This window comes from Nonomuraea terrae (genome assembly GCF_044465245.1).
GTDB lineage: Bacteria > Actinomycetota > Actinomycetes > Streptosporangiales > Streptosporangiaceae > Nonomuraea > Nonomuraea terrae.
The window spans coordinates 198,714-220,930 of the sequence record NZ_JBITLL010000009.1 but is presented as its reverse complement, the minus strand read 5'-3'; the positions used below and the strand labels follow the sequence as shown (position 1 = coordinate 220,930).

General features: G+C 72.7%; 17 protein-coding genes. 5 read left to right on the top strand and 12 right to left on the bottom strand.

The features are described 5' to 3' along the window. The first annotated feature begins 52 nt into the window (after positions 1 to 52). Positions 53 to 2,047 (top strand): glycosyltransferase family 2 protein, encoded by a 1,995-nt coding sequence (locus tag ACIBP6_RS43310; RefSeq protein WP_397060621.1) that lies wholly within the window; start codon positions 53 to 55, stop codon positions 2,045 to 2,047. On the opposite strand, the gene ACIBP6_RS43305 is transcribed toward ACIBP6_RS43310, so the two are convergent. Genes ACIBP6_RS43305 through ACIBP6_RS43285 form a run of 5 tightly spaced genes read right to left on the bottom strand, consistent with a single transcriptional unit; the run spans position 2,032 to position 8,108 of the window. After that, a complete protein-coding gene (locus ACIBP6_RS43305) occupies positions 2,032 to 3,186 on the bottom strand; it encodes an alpha/beta hydrolase family protein (RefSeq protein WP_397060620.1) in 1,155 nt (384 codons plus the stop codon). The genes ACIBP6_RS43310 and ACIBP6_RS43305 overlap by 16 nt on opposite strands. Beyond that, on the bottom strand, positions 3,187 to 4,191 hold the full coding sequence (locus tag ACIBP6_RS43300) for an alpha/beta fold hydrolase (protein ID WP_397060618.1): 1,005 nt from the start codon (positions 4,189 to 4,191) through the stop codon (positions 3,187 to 3,189). Next, positions 4,188 to 5,462, bottom strand: coding sequence for an MFS transporter (locus tag ACIBP6_RS43295; protein ID WP_397060616.1), 1,275 nt, complete (start codon positions 5,460 to 5,462; stop codon positions 4,188 to 4,190). Before ACIBP6_RS43295 ends, ACIBP6_RS43300 begins: the two co-directional genes overlap by 4 nt. Before the next feature lie 31 nt (positions 5,463 to 5,493). After that, entirely contained in the window at positions 5,494 to 7,356 is a 1,863-nt protein-coding gene (locus ACIBP6_RS43290; protein WP_397060614.1) for a helix-turn-helix domain-containing protein, read from the bottom strand. After that, positions 7,356 to 8,108: a 3-hydroxybutyrate dehydrogenase gene (locus ACIBP6_RS43285; RefSeq protein WP_397060613.1), complete on the bottom strand. Its 753-nt coding sequence runs from the start codon at positions 8,106 to 8,108 to the stop codon at positions 7,356 to 7,358. Before ACIBP6_RS43285 ends, ACIBP6_RS43290 begins: the two co-directional genes overlap by 1 nt. Before the next feature lie 242 nt (positions 8,109 to 8,350). Between ACIBP6_RS43285 and trpD the strand changes: the two genes are divergently transcribed. Then, a complete protein-coding gene (gene trpD / locus ACIBP6_RS43280; RefSeq protein ID WP_397060611.1) occupies positions 8,351 to 9,412 on the top strand; it encodes an anthranilate phosphoribosyltransferase in 1,062 nt (353 codons plus the stop codon). A 12-nt stretch (positions 9,413 to 9,424) separates the two neighbouring features. On the opposite strand, the gene ACIBP6_RS43275 is transcribed toward trpD, so the two are convergent. The 3 genes from ACIBP6_RS43275 to ACIBP6_RS43265 all read right to left on the bottom strand — a co-directional run bounded on the left by ACIBP6_RS43275 (position 9,425) and on the right by ACIBP6_RS43265 (position 13,934). Further along, on the bottom strand, positions 9,425 to 10,810 hold the full coding sequence (locus ACIBP6_RS43275; protein ID WP_397060609.1) for a class II fumarate hydratase: 1,386 nt from the start codon (positions 10,808 to 10,810) through the stop codon (positions 9,425 to 9,427). Positions 10,811 to 10,884: 74 nt separating this feature from the next. Next, positions 10,885 to 12,789, bottom strand: coding sequence for a serine/threonine-protein kinase (locus ACIBP6_RS43270; protein ID WP_397060607.1), 1,905 nt, complete (start codon positions 12,787 to 12,789; stop codon positions 10,885 to 10,887). Between the two features lie 35 nt (positions 12,790 to 12,824). Then, the gene (locus ACIBP6_RS43265; protein ID WP_397060605.1) at positions 12,825 to 13,934 is read right to left on the bottom strand and encodes a serine/threonine-protein kinase; all 1,110 of its coding nucleotides are present in this window, start codon (positions 13,932 to 13,934) and stop codon (positions 12,825 to 12,827) included. A 740-nt stretch (positions 13,935 to 14,674) separates the two neighbouring features. Between ACIBP6_RS43265 and ACIBP6_RS43260 the strand changes: the two genes are divergently transcribed. Then, complete coding sequence (locus tag ACIBP6_RS43260; protein WP_132618170.1) at positions 14,675 to 14,863, top strand: DUF5999 family protein; 189 nt, start codon at positions 14,675 to 14,677, stop codon at positions 14,861 to 14,863. A gap of 68 nt (positions 14,864 to 14,931) precedes the next feature. Here ACIBP6_RS43260 and ACIBP6_RS43255 read toward each other — a convergent pair whose 3' ends face one another. Further along, complete coding sequence (locus tag ACIBP6_RS43255; RefSeq protein ID WP_397060603.1) at positions 14,932 to 16,584, bottom strand: fumarate hydratase; 1,653 nt, start codon at positions 16,582 to 16,584, stop codon at positions 14,932 to 14,934. Positions 16,585 to 16,663: 79 nt separating this feature from the next. After that, positions 16,664 to 17,539: a DMT family transporter gene (locus tag ACIBP6_RS43250; RefSeq protein ID WP_397060601.1), complete on the bottom strand. Its 876-nt coding sequence runs from the start codon at positions 17,537 to 17,539 to the stop codon at positions 16,664 to 16,666. A 68-nt stretch (positions 17,540 to 17,607) separates the two neighbouring features. Here ACIBP6_RS43250 and pdxR point away from each other — a divergent pair, with 68 nt between their 5' ends. Both pdxR and ACIBP6_RS43240 read left to right on the top strand, forming a co-directional pair. After that, positions 17,608 to 18,984 carry a MocR-like pyridoxine biosynthesis transcription factor PdxR gene (pdxR, locus tag ACIBP6_RS43245; RefSeq protein ID WP_397060599.1) on the top strand — a complete coding sequence of 459 codons (1,377 nt, stop codon included), beginning with the start codon at positions 17,608 to 17,610 and terminating at the stop codon, positions 18,982 to 18,984. A 22-nt stretch (positions 18,985 to 19,006) separates the two neighbouring features. Further along, complete coding sequence (locus ACIBP6_RS43240; RefSeq protein ID WP_397060597.1) at positions 19,007 to 19,945, top strand: Gfo/Idh/MocA family protein; 939 nt, start codon at positions 19,007 to 19,009, stop codon at positions 19,943 to 19,945. A gap of 46 nt (positions 19,946 to 19,991) precedes the next feature. Here the strand turns inward: ACIBP6_RS43240 and ACIBP6_RS43235 are convergent, their stop codons facing one another. Together ACIBP6_RS43235 and ACIBP6_RS43230 are read right to left on the bottom strand one after the other, a co-directional pair. Then, positions 19,992 to 21,149 carry an MFS transporter gene (locus tag ACIBP6_RS43235; protein ID WP_397060595.1) on the bottom strand — a complete coding sequence of 386 codons (1,158 nt, stop codon included), beginning with the start codon at positions 21,147 to 21,149 and terminating at the stop codon, positions 19,992 to 19,994. A gap of 88 nt (positions 21,150 to 21,237) precedes the next feature. After that, complete coding sequence (locus ACIBP6_RS43230; protein WP_397060593.1) at positions 21,238 to 21,894, bottom strand: DUF998 domain-containing protein; 657 nt, start codon at positions 21,892 to 21,894, stop codon at positions 21,238 to 21,240. Positions 21,895 to 22,217: the final 323 nt, after the last annotated feature.

The window sequence follows — 22,217 nt, the reverse complement described above, 5'->3', positions numbered from 1 at the left end:
CTAATCGGCAAGCCGCCGAGCCCGGCCGGATATGTCGGCGCACGCTGGCCGCATGGGTGTGAAGGTCAGTGTGATCGTCAATGTCCACAATCCGGGTGACACCGCCGACGCGTGCATCCGCTCCGCCCTGGAGCAGACCATGCCCGCGGACGCGTACGAAGTGATCTTCGTGGACGACGGGTCCACGGACGGGATCGCCGAGCGCCTGGACAGCATCGCCGCCACCCGCGCGAACGTGCGTGCCCTCCACCTCCCGCACACCGGCTCGCCGATGCGCGGCCGCAACGTCGGCCTCGCCGCGGCCGCCGGCGACTACGTCTACTTCCTCGGCCAGCACGACCGCCTGGAGCGCGACGCCCTGGAGCGCATGCACGACCGCGCCGTGGAGACCGACGCCGACGTGCTGATCGGCCGTCTGGTCCGCGACTACGGCCCGCCGATGACCGCCTTCGAACGCAGCACGGCCCGCGCGGACGTCCTGCGCGACCGGCTGCTCACCCTGCTCATCCCGCAACAGCTCTACCGCCGCGGCTTCCTGGAGGAGCACGAGCTCGGCTTCCCGGCCAGCGGCAGCCGGATGGGCGAGCAGGCGTTCGTGATGCGGGCGTACCTGCACGCCAAGGTGATCGCCGTGCTGGCCGAGCACGTCTGCTGCCACCTCGGGGAGCGTCCCCGCGCCGAGGAGGAGCCGCGCGCGATCGCCGGCGAGCTGCACGCGCTGCTCGACGACATCGACACGTACGTGGGCGAGGGCCGCCAGCGTGACCGCATGTACGCCCACTGGTTCCGTTACGCCGCCCTGCGCCCGTTGCTGACGGAGAGGTTCGCCGAGTCGTCCGTCGACCGGGGGGTGCACTTCCGGGTCGTGCAGGAGCTCACCGCCCGCCGCTTCCCCGAGCAGCTCGACCGCTACCTGCCCGTGCAGCTGCGCGTGGTGGCCGCGTACGTGCGCGCGGGCCGCCTGGACCAGATCGTGCTCATGGCGAACTGCGTCAGGAGGGCCGGCCTGCGCGCCGACCTGACCGAGGCGCGCTGGGACGCCCACGTCCTCGTGCTGGGGCTGAGTGTGGAGGTCGTGGACGGCGACGGCACACCCGATCGCTACCGGGTGGACGGCGAGCGCGTGCACTGGGTGCCGCCGCGCGCCCTGGACACCAGGAGCCTGGCGGAGGAGGCCACCGACATCACCGACGCCGTCGAGCGCGCCCGCATCGAGCTGTACGTCCGCCATGTCGAGACCGGCGTCGTGCACTTCCTGCCGCTGACCCAGCAGGTCGAGCGGATCCAGGACGGCCGCCGCCGCATCCGGGTGCGCATCAGGGGCGAGGCCCGGCTCGACGTGACCAGCGCCGCGCTGGGCGAGCCGCTCAAGCCCGGCCAGTGGGAGGTGCACGTGCGCATGTACAGCGGCGCCAACCAGGCCAGAAGCCGCGTCAGGAGCTCCGAGGGCCCGCTCAACTGCCTGGGCGTGCTCGCCCAGCGGCCCCGGATGCGGCTGGTGGTGCCGTGCTGGAGCGATCGCGGCGAGCTGAGCCTGGCCATCGAGCCGCGCTCGTTCACCCAGTCGATCGCGCTGGTGTCGCCGGGCGTGTCGGTCAAGCAGCTCGACGGCACCCTGTACGTCGTGCTGCCGGTGCCGTACGTGCCGCCGAGTGGCGGGCCGCCGCTGGAGCTGGTGCTGCGTGGGATCGGGCGGCGCGAGCGCGAGGCGAGCGCGCCCGCCCTGGTCGAGGCCGGGGTGCCGGGCAGGATCGCCGGCCAGCTGGTCGCCAAGGTGCCGGTCAAGCGGCTCGTCGCGGGTGCCGACGACCTCGGCCCCGGCGGCTGGACGTGCTCGTTGCGCTCCCCGGACGAGGAGGTCGGGCTGCGCTTCGCCCTGGAGGTGCGCCGGGGCCGGGTCGAGGTGCGCCCCGCGAGCGCCGCACTCCGTCAGCGCTCGCCGCTGGGCCGCGACACCGCGCTGCACCGGCTCGGCCGGCGACTGCCCGGCGCACGCCACCTCGTCCGCTGGGCGCGCGCCGGCAGGCACCGCTACCTCAAGGAGTGACGCGTCCAGTTCTCCAGTTCCGCGAAGGCGGTGCGGAAGAGCGGGAGCATCGGCTGCAGGCGGCCGGGGTGGACGTCCACGAGGCTGTCGAGGTGGTTGCCGCCCTCGACGCGGTGGTAGCGGAACGGACGGTGCGGGCCGACCATCTCGGCGTAGACGTCGGAGGAGCGCGAGATCGGCAGCAGCGTGTCGAGCGTGCCGTGCAGGGTGATCAGCGGCTTGGTGATCCGGCCGGTCAGCGCGATCTTCGCCATCGCCGCGTACGGCCGGCGCTCCTCGTAGTCGTAGTCCTCCGGCGCGCCCGCGTACGACGGGTCGAGCTCCTTCTGGTAGATCTCCTGCGTCAGCTCCCAGTAGTAGTCCCGGTGGAACGGCCAGAGGAACTCCGAGCCGGGCGCGAACCCGGCGGCTCGCACCCCGTCGGGGTCCGGATACGCCTTCAGCGCCTGCGGCAGGTAGTTCAGCAGGTTGTCGCCCTTGAGCCGCCAGAGGGTGCCCTCCCAGTCGAGGCCGCCGTCGTACAGGTGGCCGCGGTTCTCCAGCTGCCATCTGACCAGGTAGCCGCCGTTGGAGATGCCGGCGGCGAACGTCCTGCTGGGCTTGCGGCCGTAGTGCTGCCGCACCACGGCCTTGGCGGCGACGGTGAGCTGGGTGACGCGCTCGTTCCACTCCGCGATGGCGTCGCCGGGGCGGCGGCCGTCCTCGTGGAACGTCGTGCCGACGTTGCCCTTGTCGGTGGCGGCGAACGCGTAGCCCTTGGCCAGCACCCAGTCGGAGATCGTGTAGTCGTTGGCGTACTGCTCGCGGTTGCCCGGGGTGCCGCTGACGACCAGGCCGCCGTTCCACTTCTCGGGGAGCCGGACGACGAACTGGGCGTCGTGGTTCCAGCCGTGCGTGGTGTTGCCGGTGGAGGTGTCGGGGAAGTAGCCGTCGATCTGGACGCCCGGCACGCCGGTGGGGTTGACGGTGGCGGCCGAGTGCAGCCCGGCCCAGTCGGCGGGGTCGGTGTGGCCGGTCTCGGCCGTGCCGGCGGTCGTCAGGTCGTCCAGCGCGGTGACGACCTGGTGCTCCGCGCCCGGCACCGTGAGGGGCTGCACGGGGGTCAGCAGGGTCGCGACCAGGGAGAGTGCGACGAACATCTAGGCGTCCTTCAGGTGGTCGGCCAGCACGCGCTGGAACTCGGCGGGATGTTCGAGGTGCGGGCTGTGGCCGCAGTCGGCGAACACGACCTCGCGGTAGCGGCCGTAGCGCTCCAGCACCGTCCTGGTCTGGGTGACCATCGGCTGGGCCGGGGTGCCGGGGGAGCCGGGCACGACGCCGAGCGCGCCCAGGTGGGCGAGGTCGAAGAGCGAGGCGTCCGAGACGATCGCGTCGTCGGCGCCCCTGATCCACAGGATGGGCGGCCGGGGGCCGATCTCGTGCAGGTCGTCGAGGCGGACGTGGGTGGGCGCGATGGCGTTGAGCACGCCGTGCTTGCCGGGGGCGACGCCGGGCCAGGCGTCGGAGGAGGCCGCGTCGCCCGGGTAGTGGGCGTCGCCCACGCGGGTGGTGAGCATCGACCGTACGTAGAAGTCCTCGTCGGTGAGGACGGCGGGGTTCTTGACGTAGGCGGAGCGGAGGACGTTGCGCGGGGACGTGGGGGATTCGTCCGACATGTCGCCTGCCTTGAGGCGCGCCACGAAGTCCGGGTTGGCGGCTCCTGCGCCGGCGCCCGTGCCGTCGGGGTGGGTGAGCCGGCCGCCGGGGCCTTCGGTGCCGCCGAACCCGTACGGCGAGATGGGGTTGACCAGGGTGAGGCTCCTGACGGCGGCCGGCCGGTCGCGCAGCGCCTGCAGCACGACCCCGCCGCCCATGCTCCAGCCGACCAGGTGGACGCCGTCCAGGCCGAGGGCGTCGAGCAGCTCCAGCACGTCGTCGGAGTAGTCGCGCAGCCCGCGCGTGGCGTCCACCGGCGCGGGGTCGCTCGCGCCGAACCCGCGCAGGTCCACCGCGAGCGGCCGGTAACCGGCGGGCAGCGCCGCCATGGTGTCGCGCCAGAACGCGCCGGAGGAGACGTTGCCGTGCACGAACAGCACCGGCTCGCCGCTCGTCCGCCCGTCCACGGTAAGGACGTGCTGGGTGAGTCTCGGCGTGGTGACGTTCATCGCGCGGGCGTCCTTTCGGCCAGGTCGCGGCCCTGCGTCTCGCGGGCGGCGTAGACCGCGGCCAGGGTGAGCACCGCCGCCAGCCCGAGGTAGATGGAGATGGGCACGCTGCTCCCGTAGCTCCGCAGGAGGGCGACCGCGATGACCGGGGCCAGCGCCCCCGCCACGATCGCCGACAGCTGGGCGCCGATGGAGACGCCGGTGTAACGCATCCTCGTGCCGAACAGCTCGGAGAAGAAGGCCGCCTGGGGGCCGTACATCATGCCGTGGAAGAGCAGGCCGACGGTGACGGCCAGGGTGATGGCCAGGAAGTTGCCGGTGTCCACGAGCGGGAAGAAGGCGAAGATCCACACCCCGATGCCGGCGGCGCCCGCCAGGTAGATCGGGCGGCGGCCGATCCGGTCCGACAGCGCGCCCCACATCGGGATCGTCGCGAAGTGGATGGCCGAGGCGATCAGCACCGCGTTCAGCACGGTCGAGTTCGGGATGTCGTTGGTGGTGGCGTACGTGATGACGAAGACGGTCAGCAGGTAGAACGAGATGTTCTCCGCCAGGCGGGCGCCGATCGCGATGACGACGTCCTTGCTGTGGTACCGCAGCACCCCGACGATCGGGGCCCTCTCCTCGGGCGGGGCCTGCTGGAACACCGGCGACTCGGTGATCGTCAGCCGGATCCAGAGCCCGATCAGCACCAGCACGCCCGACAGCAGGAACGGCACCCGCCAGCCCCACGACAGGAACGCCTCCTCCGACTGCCAGGCGGCCAGCGCCGCCAGCACGCCGGTCGCCAGCAGGTTGCCGCCGGGGGCGCCGGCCTGCGGCCAGGAGGCCCAGAAGCCGCGCCGCGCGTTGTCGCCGTGCTCGGAGACGATCAGCACCGCGCCGCCCCACTCGCCGCCGAGCGCGAAGCCCTGCACGAGCCGGAGCGCCGTCAGCAGCAGCGCCGCGGCCGGGCCCAGCGTCTCGTACGTCGGCAGGCAGCCGATCAGGAACGTGGCGGCGCCCATCAGCAGCAGGCTGACGACCAAGAGCGTCTTGCGGCCGATCTTGTCGCCGAAGTGGCCGAAGATCAGGCCGCCGAGCGGGCGGGCGACGAAGCCGACCGCGTACGTGAGGAACGCCAGCAGCGTGCCGGTCAGCGGGTCGGACTCGGGGAAGAACAGCTTGTTGAACACGAGGGCGGCTGCCGAGCCGTACAGGAAGAAGTCGTACCACTCGATGGTGGTGCCGATCAGGCTCGCGGCGACGATCTTCTTGATGGAAGTGGCCATGCCGGTCACGGTAAGGAGTGACCGGCGTCACTCATATGGGGTCGGGACCCACAGTCTCAGGGGTGGATGTGTGGCCTAGCCGGTGCAGGCGGAGCGCGAGCTGGATTTCCAAGGCCCGCTCGGGCTCCAGCCAGCCGTCGCCGAGCAGCTTGCCGATCCGGTCGAGCCGCTGGGTGACGGTGTTGACATGGATGTGCATGGCCTCGGCCGTACGGGAGGGAGAGCCGCCCGAGCCGAAGTACGCGGCCAGTGTGGCGACCAGCGCGGTGCCCCGGCGGGCGTCGTAGTCGACCACCGCGCCCAGCACCCGGCGGACGAAACCGCGCACGTCGCGCCCGTCGCCGACGAGCAGCCCGACGAAGCCCAGCTCGGCCGCGCTCGCGCCGTCGCCGGCCCGGCCGAGCGCGATCAGCGCCTCGGCGCACCGCCGTGCCTCCTGGTAGGCCGCCGCGACCTCCTGGCCGCGCACGTCGCAGGCGCCCGCCGTGGCGGGAGTGTGCAGGGACGCGCTCAGCTCGGCCGCCGCCCGCTGCGCGGCCGCACCCGCGTTGCGGCCCGGCAGCAGCAGCACCACCTCGTCGCCCCGGCCCGCGGCCAGCCCGTGCCGCATCGTGGCCTGCGAGGACGCCCAGAACGCGGCCCGCTCCCGCTGGCCGCCGTGCTTGAGCACCACCACGACGTGCGGCGCGCCCAGGTCGACGCCCAACCTGCGGGCGCGGTCGGCCAGGCCGGGGGAGCCGGGCCGGCTGATCAGGTCGTCCAGCAGCTCGCCCCTGACGCGGCCCTCCGCCTCGGCCACGCTCCTGCGGAACAGCAGCAGCAGCGCGCACACCAGCGCCGCCCGCTCCAGGATGCGCTCGTCGGCGTCATCGCTGCGCAGGATGAGCGTGCACAGCGGCTCGCCGCCGACGTCCACGGACGCGATCAGCAGGTCGCCACGGCGCACCGTGCGGCCCAGCGCCCGTGACGCCTGCGCCGCCTCGAACACCCCGGCGTCGAGCTCGCCCACGTCGCCGCTGATCGCCCGGCCGAGGTCGTCGAGCACGGCCAGCGACCCGCCGAGCACGTCGGTCACCACGGCGGCGACGTCCTCGATGCCGCCGCCGCGCAGCACCAGCGAGGTCATCCGGTCGTGGGCCATCGCGGCCCGCTCGACCGCCTCGCCGTGCTCCCTGACCGTCCTGTGCGCGTGGGAGAGCTCCTCCAGGGCGTTCCTGGTCTCCTGCAGCAGGCGGGCGTTGTCGATCGCGACGGCGGCGTGCGCGGCCAGACTGGCCAGCAGCGACACCTCCTCCTGGTGGAACGGCCGCGCGCTGCGGTTGGCCGCCATCAGCACGCCGATCACCCGCTGACCGAGCCGCAGCGGCACGCCGAGGATCGCGACCAGGCCCTCCTCGTGCACGGCCTCGTCGATGTCGTCCTTGTGGCGGAAGCGGGCGTCGGCGAAGTAGTCGGCGGTCGCGTACGGCACCGCGGTCTGCGCCACGAGCCCGCCCAGCCCCGCCCCCATGGCCAGCCGCAGCGCCCTGAACTTGGCCGAGATCGACCCGTCGGTGACCCGCATGTACGTGTCGCCCCGCTCGGGGTCGTGCAGCGTCATGTACGCGATGTCGGTGGCCAGCAGCTGCCTGGCCCGGTGCACGATCGCCTCCAGCACGGCGTCGAGGTCGCGCAGCGCGGCCAGGTCGCCGGCGGTGTCGTAGAGCGCCGACAGCTCGGCCTCGCGCCTGGCCCGCCGTTTGAGCAGGTCGCGCACCTTCAACGCCTGGACCTTGGCCCGCTCCAGCTCCTCGATCGCCGCCGGATCGGCGCCCGCGGCCCGCGCCTGGATGATCGGCCCCTCGAACTCGACCGCGGAAGCCTCCCTGGCCAGCAGCTCCAGGTATTCGATCACTACCGGGCCGTCCAGCCGCCGTCGATCGGCAGGGAGACGCCGGTGATGAACGACCCGGCCGGGCCGCACAGGTACGCCACGAGCTCGGCCACCTCGTCCGGCTCGATCAGGCGCTTGATCGCGGCCGGCTCCAGCATGATGTCCTCCACGACCGCCTCCGGCGCGATGCCGTGCACCCTGGCCTGGTCGGCGATCTGCGCCTCCACCAGCGCCGTGCGCACGTACGCCGGGTTGACGCACGTCGAGGTCACCCCGTGAGCAGCCCCCTCCAGCGCGACGACCTTGGAGAACCCCTCCAGCGCGTGCTTGGCCGTCACGTACGCCGACTTGTACGGCGAGGCCCGCAGCCCGTGCACCGACGAGATGTTCACGAACCGGCCCCAGCCCCTGGCGTACATGCCGGGCAGCACCTTGCGCGCGATGAGGAACGGCGCCTCGACCATGACCCGCAGGATCGCGGAGAACACCTCGGGCGGGAACTCCTCGATCGGCGCGACGTGCTGGAACCCGGCGTTGTTCACCACGATGTCGACCGGCTCGTCGGGCAGCGACGCCACGAAATCGGCGGAGCTCAGGTCCGCCACCACGGCCGCGCCGCCGATCTCGGCGGCCACCTCCGCCGCGGGCTCGGCCCGCATGTCGACCACCAGCACCCGGGCCCCGGCCGCGGCCAGCCGCCGGGCGCACGCCGCTCCGATGCCGCCCCCGGCCCCCGTCACCAGCGCGGTCCGCCCCGTCAGATCCTTCGCCATATCCCGAACCCTAGGCGTTCGCCCCGCCGCGACGCATGGGTGCCGCCGACATAGATAGGCGAGGGGATATGTGGATCAAGGGCATCTGGTAAGGTTGTGGGCATGATCACGCATTCGTTCCAGTGGTGGCCCGCCTCCTAAGGCGGACCTCCAGCGAATGCGCACACGGCCGCCTCGACGAGGCGGCCGTCACCATTGTTGGTGGGTGTCCCCCCGTCGAGCACTGACGAGAAGGGACGCTCATGGTCTCCACCACCGGCACCACCTGGCCGGCGCTGCTCACCGCGCTGCTCGAAGGCGTGTCGCTCACCTCCCGCCAGGCCGCCTGGGCCATGGGCGAGATCATGTCGGGGCGGGCGACCGACGCCCAGATCGCCGCGTTCGCGGTCGCGCTGCGGGCCAAGGGCGAGAGCGTCGCCGAAGTGGCCGGGTTGGCCGACGGCATGCTCGCCAGGGCGGCGGCCATCCGCGTCTCCGGCGAGCCGGTCGACCTGGTCGGCACCGGCGGCGACCGCGCCAACACCGTGAACGTCTCGACCATGGCCGCCGTCGTGGCCGCCGCCGCGGGCGCCAAGGTCGTCAAGCACGGCGGCCGGGCCGCCTCGTCCACGGCGGGCGCGGCCGACGTGCTGGAAGCGCTGGGCGTGGCCATCGACCTGCCGCCCGCCGCCGCGGTCGCCGTGGCGGAGGAGGTCGGCATCACCTTCTGCTTCGCGCCCGTCTTCAACCCGGCGCTGAAACACGCCTCGGGCGCGCGCCGCCAGCTGGGCGTGCCCACGGTCTTCAACTTCCTGGCCCCGCTCACCAACCCCGCCCTGCCGCCCTCCCAGGCGGTCGGGGTCTTCCACCCGGCCATGGCGGAGGTCATCGCCGGGGTGCTGGCCGAGCGCGGCGGATCGTCGCTGGTCTTCAGGGGCGACGACGGGCTCGACGAGCTGACGACCACCGGCCCGTCCGCCGTCTGGGTCGTACGCCGGGGCAGCGTGACGCGTACGACGGTGGACCCGCTGGACCTGTCGATCCCGCGGGCCCGGCTCGACGACCTGCGCGGCGGCGACGCCCGGCACAACGCCGGCGTGGCCCGCGCCGTGCTCGGCGGCGAGCACGGGCCCGTCCGCGACATCGTCCTGCTGAACGCGGCCGCCGCGCTGGTGGCCGCCGACGGCACCCCGCCGGTGGCCGAGCTGACCCCGGCCCTGGGCGGAGCCGTCAAGCGGGCGGCCGACGCCGTCGACTCCGGCGCCGCCCTGGCGCTGCTCGACCGCTGGGCCGAGGCCACGCGCGCCGCCGCGACGCGCAGGTAGCTCAGGGGCGGCTCAGGGCCGGGTCATCGACAGCACGTCGAGCGCGGCGTCGAGTTGCTCCTCGGTCAGGGTGCCGTCGGCGACGTGGCCGCGCTCGATCACGACCTGGCGGATGGTCTTGCGCTCCCGCAGGGCCTGCTTGGCGATCTTCGCGGCCTCCTCGTAGCCGACGTACCGGTTGAGCGGGGTGACGATCGACGGCGACGACTCGGCGTACTCGCGCAGGCGCTCCACGTTCGCCGTGATGCCGGAGACGCAGCGGTCGGCGAGCAGCCGCGAGACGTTCGCCAGCAGCCTGATCGACTCCAGGATGTTGCGCGCGATGACCGGGAGCTGCACGTTCAGCTCGAAGGTGCCGGACGCCCCCGCGAACGTGATCGCCGCGTCGTTGCCGATCACCTGGGCCGCCACCATGGCCGTGGCCTCGGGGATCACCGGGTTGACCTTGCCCGGCATGATCGACGAGCCGGGCTGCAGGTCGGGCAGGTTGATCTCGCCGAGCCCCGCCCGCGGCCCCGAGCCCATCCAGCGCAGGTCGTTGGCGATCTTGTTGAGCGACACGGCCACGACCTTGAGCTGGCCGGACAGCTCGACGATCGAGTCCTGCGCGCTCTGGGCCTCGAAGTGGTCGCGCGCCTCGGCGAACGGGATGTCGGTCGCCTCGCGCAGCTTCCTGATGGCCTCCTGTGCGAACCCCGGCGGCGTGTTGATGCCCGTGCCCACGGCGGTGCCGCCGAGCGGCAGCTCCAGCACGTGCTCCAGCGCGGCCAGCACGCGGACGACGGCGTTCTCGATCTGCGTGGCGTACCCGCCGAACTCCTGCCCGAGCGTCACCGGGGTGGCGTCCATCAGGTGCGTGCGCCCCGACTTCACCACGCCGTCGAACTCGACCGCCTTCTCCCGCAACGTCTCGGCCAGGTGCCGCAGCGAGGGCAGCAGGTGGTAGGTCACCTCGGTCGCCGCCGCCACGTGGATCGAGGTCGGGAACACGTCGTTGGACGACTGCGACGCGTTCACGTGGTCGTTGGGGTGGACGGGACGGCCCAGCCGCTCCTCGGCCAGGGTCGCGATCACCTCGTTGGCGTTCATGTTGGACGAGGTGCCGGAGCCGGTCTGGAAGACGTCGATCGGGAAGTGGTCGTCGTGCTCGTTGTCCGCCACGTCGGCCGCGGCCTGCGCGATCGCCTCCGCCAGGTCCTTGTCGATCACGCCCAGCTCGCCGTTGACCTCGGCGGCCACCGCCTTGATCAGGCCCAGCGCGGCGATGTGGGACGGCTCCAGCGTCCGTCCCGAGATCGGGAAGTTCTCCACCGCCCGCTGGGTCTGCGCACGCCACCTGGCGCCGGCCGGCACGCGTACCTCGCCCATCGAGTCATGTTCGATTCTGAACTCGCTCATGACGTCCAGTCTGTCCCACGCTCGCGCACCAGAGCCGGAGCCGGGGCCGGGCTCTGGTTTCGCGAGCGCCGGGATCAGCTGGTGATGAAGGCGACGATCAGGATGGCGATCACCACGGCCGCGGCGGCGGCCACGCCCATGAGGACCAGCATGCCGTTGCGGCTGCCCTTGGACTGCTTCTCCGGCGGGCCGGCGATGGAGAACAGGTCGGTGCCGAGGCCATGACCCGCGTACGGGCCCTGGGGCGCCCTCTGGTTGCCCTGCTGGTTGCCCTGCGGCTGCCCGCCTCCCGGCGCCGGGTAGACCTGCTGCCCCGGCACGCCACCCTGCGGAGACGGTACGCGCCTGGTCGTCAGCGCCCCCTCGTCGACCGGAGGCCGCCATCCGCCCTGCTCGGGACCGGGCACCGGCCCCTTGGGGCGCGAGACGCTGATCGTCCGATCCGGATCGAACCCCGCTTCACCGGACGTATCCGGATGCGGATCGGCCGCGGGTCCGCCGGCCCCGGAAGCGGGGTGACCGGCCGCGCCACCTTGCGGCGCACGCCCGGGCGGTGAGATGTGCGGCACGGTAGCCGCCCCACCTTCCGCCCCCTGCGGCCCTGACCCGGGCCCCTGCGGCCCTGACCCGGGCCCCTGCGGCCCAGAAACGGGCCCTCTCCCTTGTGGCCCTGACACGGCTCCCGGCGCTTGCGGGCCTGGCGCCTGGGGCCCCGAGACCGGCCCCGGGCGAGAGGGCGTTCCCTGCCCCCCGGGCGCGTGACCGCCGGGGTTGGGGCCGCCGGGGTTGGGGCCGCCGGGGTTGGGGCCACCGACGTAATGGGCGCCGCTACCGGCGTGCGGCCCGCCGGGTCCTGCGCCTGCGGGTCTGCCGGGACCCGGCATCCCGGGACGGGGAGCACCCGGCGTCGGCGCGCCTGGCCCGGTGGGGGGCGGGGCGCCGTGGCCGGCGGGAGCCACTCCGGGCTGCCCGGGCCGGGCGGCCTGCGGGGGCATGCCCGGCTTGCCGGGCGGCTGAGGGCCGGAGCCGGGAGCGCCGGGCCCCTGGGGGCCTGGTCGGGCAGGGGGTGGGGTCTTCTGGGGGTGGGAAGACGGGTCGGGCAATGCGGCCTCCTGCGCGTTGAGAGCCTCGGCCGTCATCGCCGGCATCTCGCTGGTGGGGGTGTCGGCGACCATGCGGAGCATGGTCTCCGCCTGCGCAGCGCTCAGCCGCTGCCGGTGGTCCTTGTTGAGCAGTCCGTTCAGCACCGGCCGTAGCTGTCCCGCCTGCGTCGGCGGGTCGGCGTTCTCACTGAGCAACGCCGCCAGCGTCTCGGCGACCGTAGCCCGCTCGTACGCCGGCCGCCCCTCGACGGCGAAGTACAGCGTCGCGCCGAGCGACCACAGGTCGGATTCCGGACCGGTGTACTCGCCCCTTGCGCGTTCGGGCGCGGTGTAGCCCGGGGAGCCGATCACCATGCCCGTCCGCGTCAGCCGCGAGTCGCCCTCGGCCTTGGCGATGCCGAAGTCGGTCAGCACCACCCGGCCGCTCTCGGTGATGAGCACGTTGGCCGGTTTGACGTCGCGGTGGGTGATGCCCTGGGCGTGCGCCGCCCGCAGCGCGCCGAGCAGGTCGACGCCGAGCTCCGCCACCAGTCGCGGCGGCAGCGGACCCTCCTCGTCGATCACCTGCTCCAGCGAGCGGGCCTCGATGAGCTCCATGATGATCCACGGACTGTCGTCCTGGATCAGCACGTCGTGGATGGACGCCACGGAGGGGTGGCTGATGCGCGCGGCGATGCGGCCCTCGCGCACCATGCGTTCGCGCAGCTCAGCCCGCTGTTCCTCGGTGAGCCCCGGGTCCTGGCGGATCTCCTTGACCGCCACCTCGCGCCCAAGCGCGCGGTCGCGGGCGCGCCATACGGTGCCCATGGTGCCCCGACCGATGGGGGCGACGAGCTCATAGCGGTCCGCGAGCAGGCGTGTCTGCTGTTCCGGCATGAGAAGAAGATATCGATTCTCGCTTGGGAAGTGCTTTACCCTCGCTTGCGAAGTTCTCGTGGCCAGAACCGCCGAGGAAGGCACAACTTTATCACCGTCGCTTTGAGGCGGGCATAAGCGGACGGGGCAGGCCGCGCTTCTCCGCGTTTGCGGTGAACGCCTTCTCCTGGTCTGCGTTCCTGCCGGGGTGAGGGCACGTTCAGCGTCGGCGCGGGGGCGGCGTCGGCGCGGTGCAGCCCGCGGTGGGCGGGCCGGCGGGTGAACGGCGGCTGCGTCATCACCGACCCGGGCCGTGACGGCCGGCGCGGCAGCGGCTCCTCGGCCGACCCGCCCGCGGCGACCCTGGCCAGCATGAGCGAGGCGCGTACGGAGTCGAGCCGGGTCGCCGGGTCGATGCGCAGCAGCGCGTCGAGCACGGGCGCCAGCGGCCCCGCCTTCGGCATGGGGATCGGCTCGCCGGTGGTGAGCGCGGCGAGCGCGGCGGCGGCCGTACGCCGGCCATGCAGGCCCCGGCCCTCGACGGCGGTGTAGAGGGTCGCCCCGAGCGACCACAGATCGCCCGCGGGGCTGGCCTTCGCGCCGAGCACCCGCTCGGGCGCGATGTAGCCCGCCGACCCCAGGACGATGCCCGCCTGGGTGATGGAGACGTCACCTTCGAGTGCGGCCAGGCCGAAGTCGGTGAGCACCGCGCGGTCCTCGGTCACCAGCACGTTGCTGGGCTTGACGTCGCGGTGGAGGATGCCTTTGGCGTGCACGGCGCGCAGCGCCCCCAGGATCTGCCGGCCGATCTCGGCGGCCCGGCGCGGCTCCAGAGGGCCGCCCTCCTGGATGAGCTGCTCCAGTGACTTCGCGCGCAGCAGCTCCATCACGATCCACGGCCGGTCGTCCTCGGTGACGACGTCGAAGACGGTGATGACCGACGGGTGCGCGACCATCGCGGTCGCCCGGCCCTCGCGCTCGGTGCGGGCGCACAGCTCGGCGCGCAGCTCCTCGTCGAGCACGGCCGGCAGCCGCACCTCCTTGACCGCCACGTCACGGTCGAGCAGCTCGTCGTGCGCCCGCCACACGGTGCCCATACCGCCGCGTCCGACCGGCTCCATCAGCCGATAGCGCGCGGCGAGGAGGTAACCGGAGGGCGCACGCATGGCAGGCAGCTTACCTATTTGTGTAAACCGACCAGTAGAGGCGGGGCCGATAATTTGTTGCGAACTTCAGTCAACTCGTCTGACTGGTCACGTCAGCAATCCTCGGCGTCACATCCGCGCAGTTGACGAGGTTCCCGCGCTCTCGGGCCCGCACCGGCGCGGGCCCGGCGGCACAAGACGCCATGACCTTCGTTCCGGCGCGTCGAGTGTCCCGCCGGCGCCCTAGGTCCGCCCTTGGCCGTGTGCCGAGGGTTGGTTTGGTCCCGCCGCGCGGTCGGCTTACCCCCGTCCGCCCGTGCGTTTCCGCCCTGCATGGCTGCGACGTACGCCCGGGCCGGGCGTGGCGTGTGTCCATCGGCACAGTCACCGGCGGTGAGGTTGTGCATGATGCCCGGGAGGGGGTTTTCCCGCCTGCGGCAGTCTGGCTGACATGAACCGTTCGGGTCCCGTCAGCGAGCTGTAAGAGTGTCGTAAGGGAGCGGGTGCATGGTGGAGCCATGAAAGACGGCAAGCACCCGCAGGCCACCGGAAACTGTCGGTCCCGAACGTCAGACTGAGGCGAACGCCCCGGTCCAGCACTGAAGACAGACCGTTGGAGGACGTGATGAAGATGCGCCAGACCCAGGTCAGACGCCGGCCCAAGAAGCCGACCGAGGCCTCGCTGGATCTTCGCACGCCGTCGGGGCGGAAGCTGCCCTTTTGACCATCCGCGATCAGGAGCCCTATCTGAGAGGTGCGCCATGTGTCCACACCACCCCGTCTGCCCGAGTGCCGACTCTCCCGACCGTGAGAGGGCACATGTGATCGCGTTCCACCCCGACCAGGGATGGAGCCTGTTGTGCAACGGTGTCGTGCTCTTCGAGGACACCGGTCTGCTGCTGCCCGACGGCTCGGTGGTCGCGCCCCACCGCACCGCGGTGGCCGCTTGAGAGTCACCTTGGCGCCCGCGCCGGGCGGCAGGATCGCCCACCCGGCGCCGTTCGCCGTCTGACCGCTACTAGCGGCGGCCGATGCTCAGCACCGGCCCCGTCTTGTCGGTGAAGAAGTCGTCGCCCTTGTCGTCGACCACGATGAATGCGGGGAAGTCGACCACCTCGATCTTCCAGACCGCCTCCATGCCCAGCTCGGGGTATTCGAGCACCTCGACCTTCTTGATGCAGTCCTGCGCCAGGCGGGCCGCCGGGCCGCCGATGGAGCCCAGGTAGAAGCCGCCGTGCTTCTGGCACGCCTCGGTGACCTGCTTCGAGCGGTTGCCCTTGGCCAGCATCACCATCGAGCCGCCCGCCGCCTGGAAGCGCTCGACGTAGGAGTCCATGCGCCCGGCCGTGGTCGGCCCGAACGAGCCGGAGGCGTAACCCTCGGGGGTCTTGGCCGGACCGGCGTAGTAGACCGCGTGGTCCTTGAGGTACTGCGGCATCTCGCCGCCGTTGTCGAGCAGCTCGGCGATCTTGGCGTGCGCGATGTCCCGGGCCACGACGAGCGGGCCGGTGAGCGAGAGCCGCGTCTTGACCGGGTACTTCGACAGCTCGGCGAGGACCTCCCGCATGGGGCGGTTGAGATCGATCTTGACCACGTCGTCGGAGAGGTGCTCGTCGGTGGTCTCCGGCAGGAAGCGCGCCGGATCGGTCTCCAGCTGCTCCAGGAACACGCCCTCCGGCGTGATCTTGGCCAGCGCCTGGCGGTCGGCCGAGCAGGAGACGGCGATGGCCACCGGGCAGGACGCGCCGTGGCGCGGCAGGCGGATGACCCGGACGTCGTGGCAGAAGTACTTGCCGCCGAACTGCGCGCCGATGCCGAGCTTCTGCGTCAGCTCGAAGACCTTCTGCTCCATCTCCAGGTCGCGGAACCCGTGCGCGGACGGCGAGCCCTCGGTGGGGATGGAGTCGAGGTAGCGGGCGCTGGCGTACTTGGCGGTCTTGAGCGCGTACTCGGCGGAGGTGCCGCCGACGACCACGGCCAGGTGGTACGGCGGGCAGGCCGCCGTGCCGAGCGAGCGGATCTTCTCCTCCAGGAAGGCCATCATGCGCTTCTCGTTGAGCACGGCCTTGGTCTCCTGGTACAGGAACGACTTGTTGGCCGAGCCGCCGCCCTTGGCCATGAAGAGCAGCTTGTACTCGTCGGCGTGGCCGTGGGGGTCCTCGGCGTACAGCTCGATCTGGGCCGGGAGGTTGTTCCCGGTGTTCTTCTCCTCCCACATGGTCAGCGGGGCCATCTGGGAGTAGCGCAGGTTGAGCTTGGTGTAGGCGTCGTACACGCCGCGCGAGATGTGCTCGGCGTCCTGGCCGTCGGTCAGCACGTGGCGGCCGCGCTTGCCCATCACGATCGCCGTGCCGGTGTCCTGGCACATCGGCAGCACGCCGCCGGCCGAGATGGAGGCGTTCTTCAGCAGGTCGAGCGCGACGAACCGGTCGTTGCCGCTCGACTCGGGGTCGTCGATGATCTTCCGGAGCTGCGCCAGGTGAGACGTCCGCAGAAAGTGGGAGATGTCGTGGACGGCCGTCTCGGTCAGCAGCCGCAACGCCTCCGGGTCGACCTCGAGAAACGTACGCCCAGCCGCTTCGACCTTCCGCACCCCCTCCGATGTGATCAGCCGGTATTCGGTGTCGTCGGCGCCCAGCGGAAGAAGGTCGGTGTAGTCGAACTCGCCCATGTCCATCCTTTCGGTCCCCCAAGAGATTACGCGCCTCCGGGCAGGTGCTCAGCCCCTGGAGGCGTGGAGGACCGAGGGCTCACGCCCGCGACGGTCTGGCGGCCGGCTCCGCCGCCGGCCGCCCGCTGCTCAGCCCGACGAGGATGCCCACGACCACCAGGCCCGCGCCCAGCAGGTCGTACGCGGTGGGCAGCGCGACCCCGAGCACCGCGCCCGTGACGATGGCCGCCACCGGGATCAGCCCCGCGAACAGCCCGGCCCGCCCAGGCCCGAGCTTGGGCAGCGACCGGTACCACAGGAAGAACGCCACCACCGTGACCACGATCGCGAGGTAGGCCAGCCCGAACGCCTCCGCGGCCGTCGGTGTCCGCAACATCCCCGACCCCTCGGCGGCCAGCCCGATGACGGCCAGCATGGGCACGGCGAGCGCCGTCGAGTACGCCGACGTCCGGATCGGCCCCAGCCTGGGCAGCAGCGGGATGGCCAGCAGGGAGAAGCTCACCTCGCCGACCAGCGCGCCGAGCGCCCACAGCAGGCTCATCGTGTTGCCGCTGCCGAGCCCGGTGGCCAGCGTCGCCCCGGCCACCACCACGCACGCGCCCATCAGCACCCGGGGCGCCGGACGTCCGCCGGCCAGCGCCAGGGCCAGCGGGACGGTGCCGAGCACCGTGCCGACCAGCGCCGGGCCCGAGGCGCGGGCGGACTCGATCACGCAGATGTTGAAGACGACCAGGCCGAGCAGGGCCAGCCCGCCCAGGCACAGCGCCTCGCGCGGCGTCGGCCGGACGAACCGCAGGCCGAGCGCCCGCGTGATGACCAGCAGGATGACCGCGGCCACGAGATAGCGCACGGCCTGGCCGCCGTAGACGGGATAGGAGTCGATGAGCCCCGAGACCCCGGCCAGTGTCCCGACGAGGAACATGGCCGAGGCGGCCCCTGCGATGCCGCTTTTCATGCGTTGGATGCTAGGAAGGCAATGGTTCCCGGAAACAGTCCAATGCCGCGCCGGAAGACAGGACCAATATGGCCGACCTCCACATCCGCATCAATCGCGAACGAGGTGGAATCGCTGGGCAGGTCGCGTCCGAGCTGCGTGACTCCATCCGGGTCGGGCGGCTCGCGCCGGGCACCCGCCTGCCCGCCACCCGCGACCTCGCCGCCGACCTCCAGGTCTCCAGGGGCGTGGTGGTGGAGGCGTACGAGCAGCTGGTGGCGGAGGGCTTCCTCGTCTCCCGGGTGGGCGCCGGCACGCGCGTCGCGCCGATGAACGCCTCCCGGCGCTCGCCCGCACCCCACGCGGCGAACCCCTCCGCGAGCGCTCCCTACTACGGTCATCGCCCCACCTCCCCCGACCTCGGCCACTTCCCCCGTGAACGCTGGCTGTCGGCCGTCAGGCACGTCCTGACCACCGTACCTTCCGACGCCCTCGATTACGGGGACCCCGGCGGCGTGCCAGAGCTGCGCGAAGAGCTGGCCGGATACCTGCGCCGGGTCAGGGCGGCCGACGTGCGCCCCGAGAACCTCGTCATCGTCGGGGGTGTGGCGCAGGGGCTCAGCCTGGTCCTGCAGGTGCTGGCCGGCGAGCGTCCGCTCCGGCTGGCCGTGGAGGACCCGGCGAGTCACCGCCAGCTGCCGCTGCTCAGGCGGGCGGGAGCGCAGCTCGTGCCGGTGCGGGTGGACGAGCAGGGCCTCGACGTACGCGGGCTGAGCGGCGAGGCCGTCCTGGTGACGCCCGCCCACCAGTTCCCGACGGGTGTGGTGCTCTCGCCGGAGCGGCGGGCGGCGCTGGTGGAGTGGGCCCACGCCGGCCACCGGATCGTGCTGGAGGACGACTACGACGCCGAGTTCCGCTACGACCGCGACCCCGTCGGGTGCCTGCAGGGGCTGGCCCCCGACCGGGTGGTGCTGTCGGGCAGCGTGAGCAAGTCGCTCGCCCCGGGCCTGCGGCTGGGCTGGGTGGCGGCCCCGGCCGACCTGGCCGAGGCCGTGCGCCGCGCCCGGGGCCAGCTCGACCTGGGATCCCCGGTCGTCGAGCAGTACGCGCTGGCGCACTTCCTGCGTACCGGCGGCTACGACCGGCACCTGCGGCGCATGCGCAGGGAGTACCGCCGCCGCCGCGACGCGCTGGTCACCGCGCTGGCCGAGCAGCTGCCCGGCGTGCGGGTCGGGGGCATCGAGGCGGGCCTGCACGTCTACCTGGAGCTGCCGGACGGCTGGGACGAGCAGCGCACGGCCAGGATCGCCACGGAGCTGGGCCTGTCCGCCGAGTCCGTCGGGCCGATGCGCGAGGCGGAGGGGCCGGCGGCCGTCGTCGTGGGGTTCGCGCGGCTGCCCGCGCACAAGGCTGCGGAGGCCGTTCGAGGCTTAAAGGTCAACATGTCAGGACAAAACGTTGACTGAGGGATAAAACGTTGGAGGTGCCATGCGTGTGGGATTGCTGGGTCTAGGCCGGATCGGAGCCTTCCACGCCGCGACCCTGGCCGCGCATCCGCTGGTCGATGAGCTCGTCGTGGCCGACCCCGTGCGTACGTCGCCGTACGGCAGGCCGGGGGACCCCTTCGAGGCGGACGCGGTGGTGATCGCCACCCCGACGAGCACCCACGCCGAGCTGATCGTCAAGGCGTGCCGCCGGGGCGTGCCGGCCTTCTGCGAGAAACCGGTGGCGGGCACGGTGCCCGACACCGTCAAGGTGCTGGAGGAGTGCGCGGGCCACCGGGTGCAGATCGGGTTCCAGCGCAGGTTCGACCCCGGCTACGCGGCAGCGGCGGCGGCGCTGCGCGCCGGCGAGCTGGGCGAGCTGCACCGGGTGCACCTGGTGACGGCGGATCCGGCGCCCCCGCCCGCCGAGTACATCCCGCTGTCCGGCGGCATCTTCCGCGACTGCCACATCCACGACTTCGACATCCTGCGCTGGGTGACCGGCCGCGAGGTCGTCTCGGTCTACGCGACGGGCGCCAACAGGGGAGCCGCGTTCTTCGCCGAGGCGGGCGACGTGGACACCAGCGCCGCGCTGCTCACCCTGGACGACGGCACGCTGGCCACCGTGCAGGGCTCCCGCTACAACGGCGGCGGCTACGACGTGCGCATGGAGCTGGCCGGCACCGAGCGCACCCAGGCCGTCGGGCTCGGCCCCCGGGCCCCGCTGCACTCCACCGAGGGCCTGCCGGAGCCCGACCGGCCCTGGCCGGACTTCGTGGCCCGGTTCGAGGACGCCTACCGGGCCGAGATCGACCACTTCCTGCGTGGCGGGCCGAGTCCGTGCACGATCGAGGACGCGCTGGAGGCCCTCTACGTCGCCGAGGCCGCCGACCTGTCGCTGCGCGAGCGCCGTCCCGTCGAGGTCGCCGAGGTGCGGCGATGATCCTCACGCTCGCCCCGCCGGCGGCGTCGCGTACCTGGAGGGGCTGTCAGGCGGCTGAGCGGGCCCGCTTCGGCTCGAAGCCGGGGGCGAGCGCGACGATCGCGGCGGCCAGCACCAGCGGCGCGGCGAACGCCACCCGCATGTCCGCGACGTCGGCCAGCCCGCCCACCAGGGCCGCGCCGACGACGAAGCCGACGTAGTTGAAGAGGTTCACCCGGGCGATGGCCAATCCGGTGCCCGCCGGGTCGAGCCGCCCGGCCGCCGAGAACGACTGCGGCGCCACCACCGACAACCCCACCCCGGTCAGCCCGAACGCGACGATGCCCAGCACCTGGTTCGGGGCCAGGACGACGCCCAGGAACCCGAGGGCGGCCAGCACGCCGCCGATCCTGACGACGGCGGCCGGACCGTGGCGCCGGACCGCGAGGTCGCCGCCGAGCCGGACGGCCAGCGTCGCGGCCTGGTAGGCGACGTACGCGAGCGGGATCACTCTCGGGCCGGCCTCCAGGACGTCCTTCATGAACACGGTGTTGAAGTTGGAGACGGCGGCGTCGCCGACGTACAGGAAGCCCATGGCCAGGCAGAGGGGGACGATCGGCCGCCACGGGAGCCGGCCGGCGACCTCGGCCACGGCCGGGACCTTCTCCTCCTCGGGCGCGCACAGATGACGGCCGGCGTAGAGGGAGCCGGCCACGGCGAGCACCATCGGGAGCGCCATGACCAGCTCCAGCGGCAGGCCGGCCGCCGCCGACGCCCACAGCGCCGCCGCCATGCCGAGCGCGCTCCACACGCAGTGGAAGCCGTTCAGCACCTCGACGCCGTACCGGCGTTCGACCGCCACGCCCTGCATGTTCATGCCCGCGTCCACCGCGCCCACGGCCACCCCGAACACCAGCAGCGCCGGCACCAGCAGCGCGAGGTCGGGCGCGAGCCCGGCGAGCACCACGGCGGCGGCCACCACGGGCTGGGCGACGCGTAACAGCAGCCTGCTCCCCACCCGCGCCGCGAACGCGCCCGCCGCCACGCTGCCGACTCCCGCGAACACGGGCACGATGAGCAGCAGCAACGTCAGCGTTCCCTCGTCCAGGCGGTGCTTGGCCTGCAGGTTCGCGACCTGGATGAGCAAGGAGGCGAAGGAGAGCCCCTGGACGCCGTAGACGACGTACGTGGCGAACCGGGCCTGGCGATCACGTACGGACGGCACGGCGGCCTCCTGATCGGGAGGAAACGTGAGGCGCGGTCAGGTTAGCTCCGGCAACACCACTCCGCCAGACCCATTGCGGGTGCCCGCGCTAACCGTCCGTCCGCGCGACGGTGGCCTGCGGGGACGACGTGGTCAGTCGCCGTGCGGCGGCCCACACGCCGAGGGCCAGCAGCGCGGCCACCTCGGTGATCGCGAGGCCGCGTTCGACCAGCCCCAGCGGCATGACCCGCCACCAGGCCAGCCCGCTGCTCGCCCCGACCAGCGCCGCCGTGCCGATGCCCGCCACCCAGAGCACCGAGCACACCCCGAGCCCGAACGCCACCAGTGTGGCCCGCGACCGCTCCCGCCGCCACGGCCGCGCGATGACCAGCACGGCCAGCGGCAGGCTGAGGAAGGCGACGAGGCTGCCCACCCGGTGGATGCTGCCGCTCAGACTCGGCCCGACCGACCAGTCGTGCTTCTCGAACCACGCCGTCACGAACAGCCCGGCGCTCCAGCCCAGCAGCGCGAGGGTGCCGAAGACGCCGGCCAGCCGTTTGCGCGCCAGCGACACCGCGATGGCCAGCGATCCGGCCGCGAGCAGCCCCACCCCGAGCGCGAAGATCCAGCCGTCGGGGCCGAGGCCGTGCTCGCTGATGGTGCGCCTGATCGGGTTCATCTCGTCGAGGGCGGCGACCTCCAGGCCCGCGATCACCGCCACGCCCGCGCCTGCCGCGCCGAGACCCCATCGCGCCGGTTGATGCACGCGGCCACCTCCCTTTGCCCGGATCAACGGGCGAACCCGTAGGGAGATTCCTTGAAATCCCCGAGAAACCGGCCTTCCGCAGCGCGGGATGCGCGCCGTTCAGCGCCTCCCGCACCGGATCGCCGCGGAGGCCGCTCCGGTGATCAGGATCCTCTTGCCGCCTTCAGCCGCCCGCCTCCGTCCACGGTGCGGACGGTGCCGGTCAGGCACGCGTCGCGGATGGCGTCCTCGATGGCGAGGGCCACGTCGTCGGGCGTGCCGACCCGTCCGACGGGGCAGGGCGGCGGCCGTGCCTTCGAGGAACGCGGCCCGCGCCTCCCCGA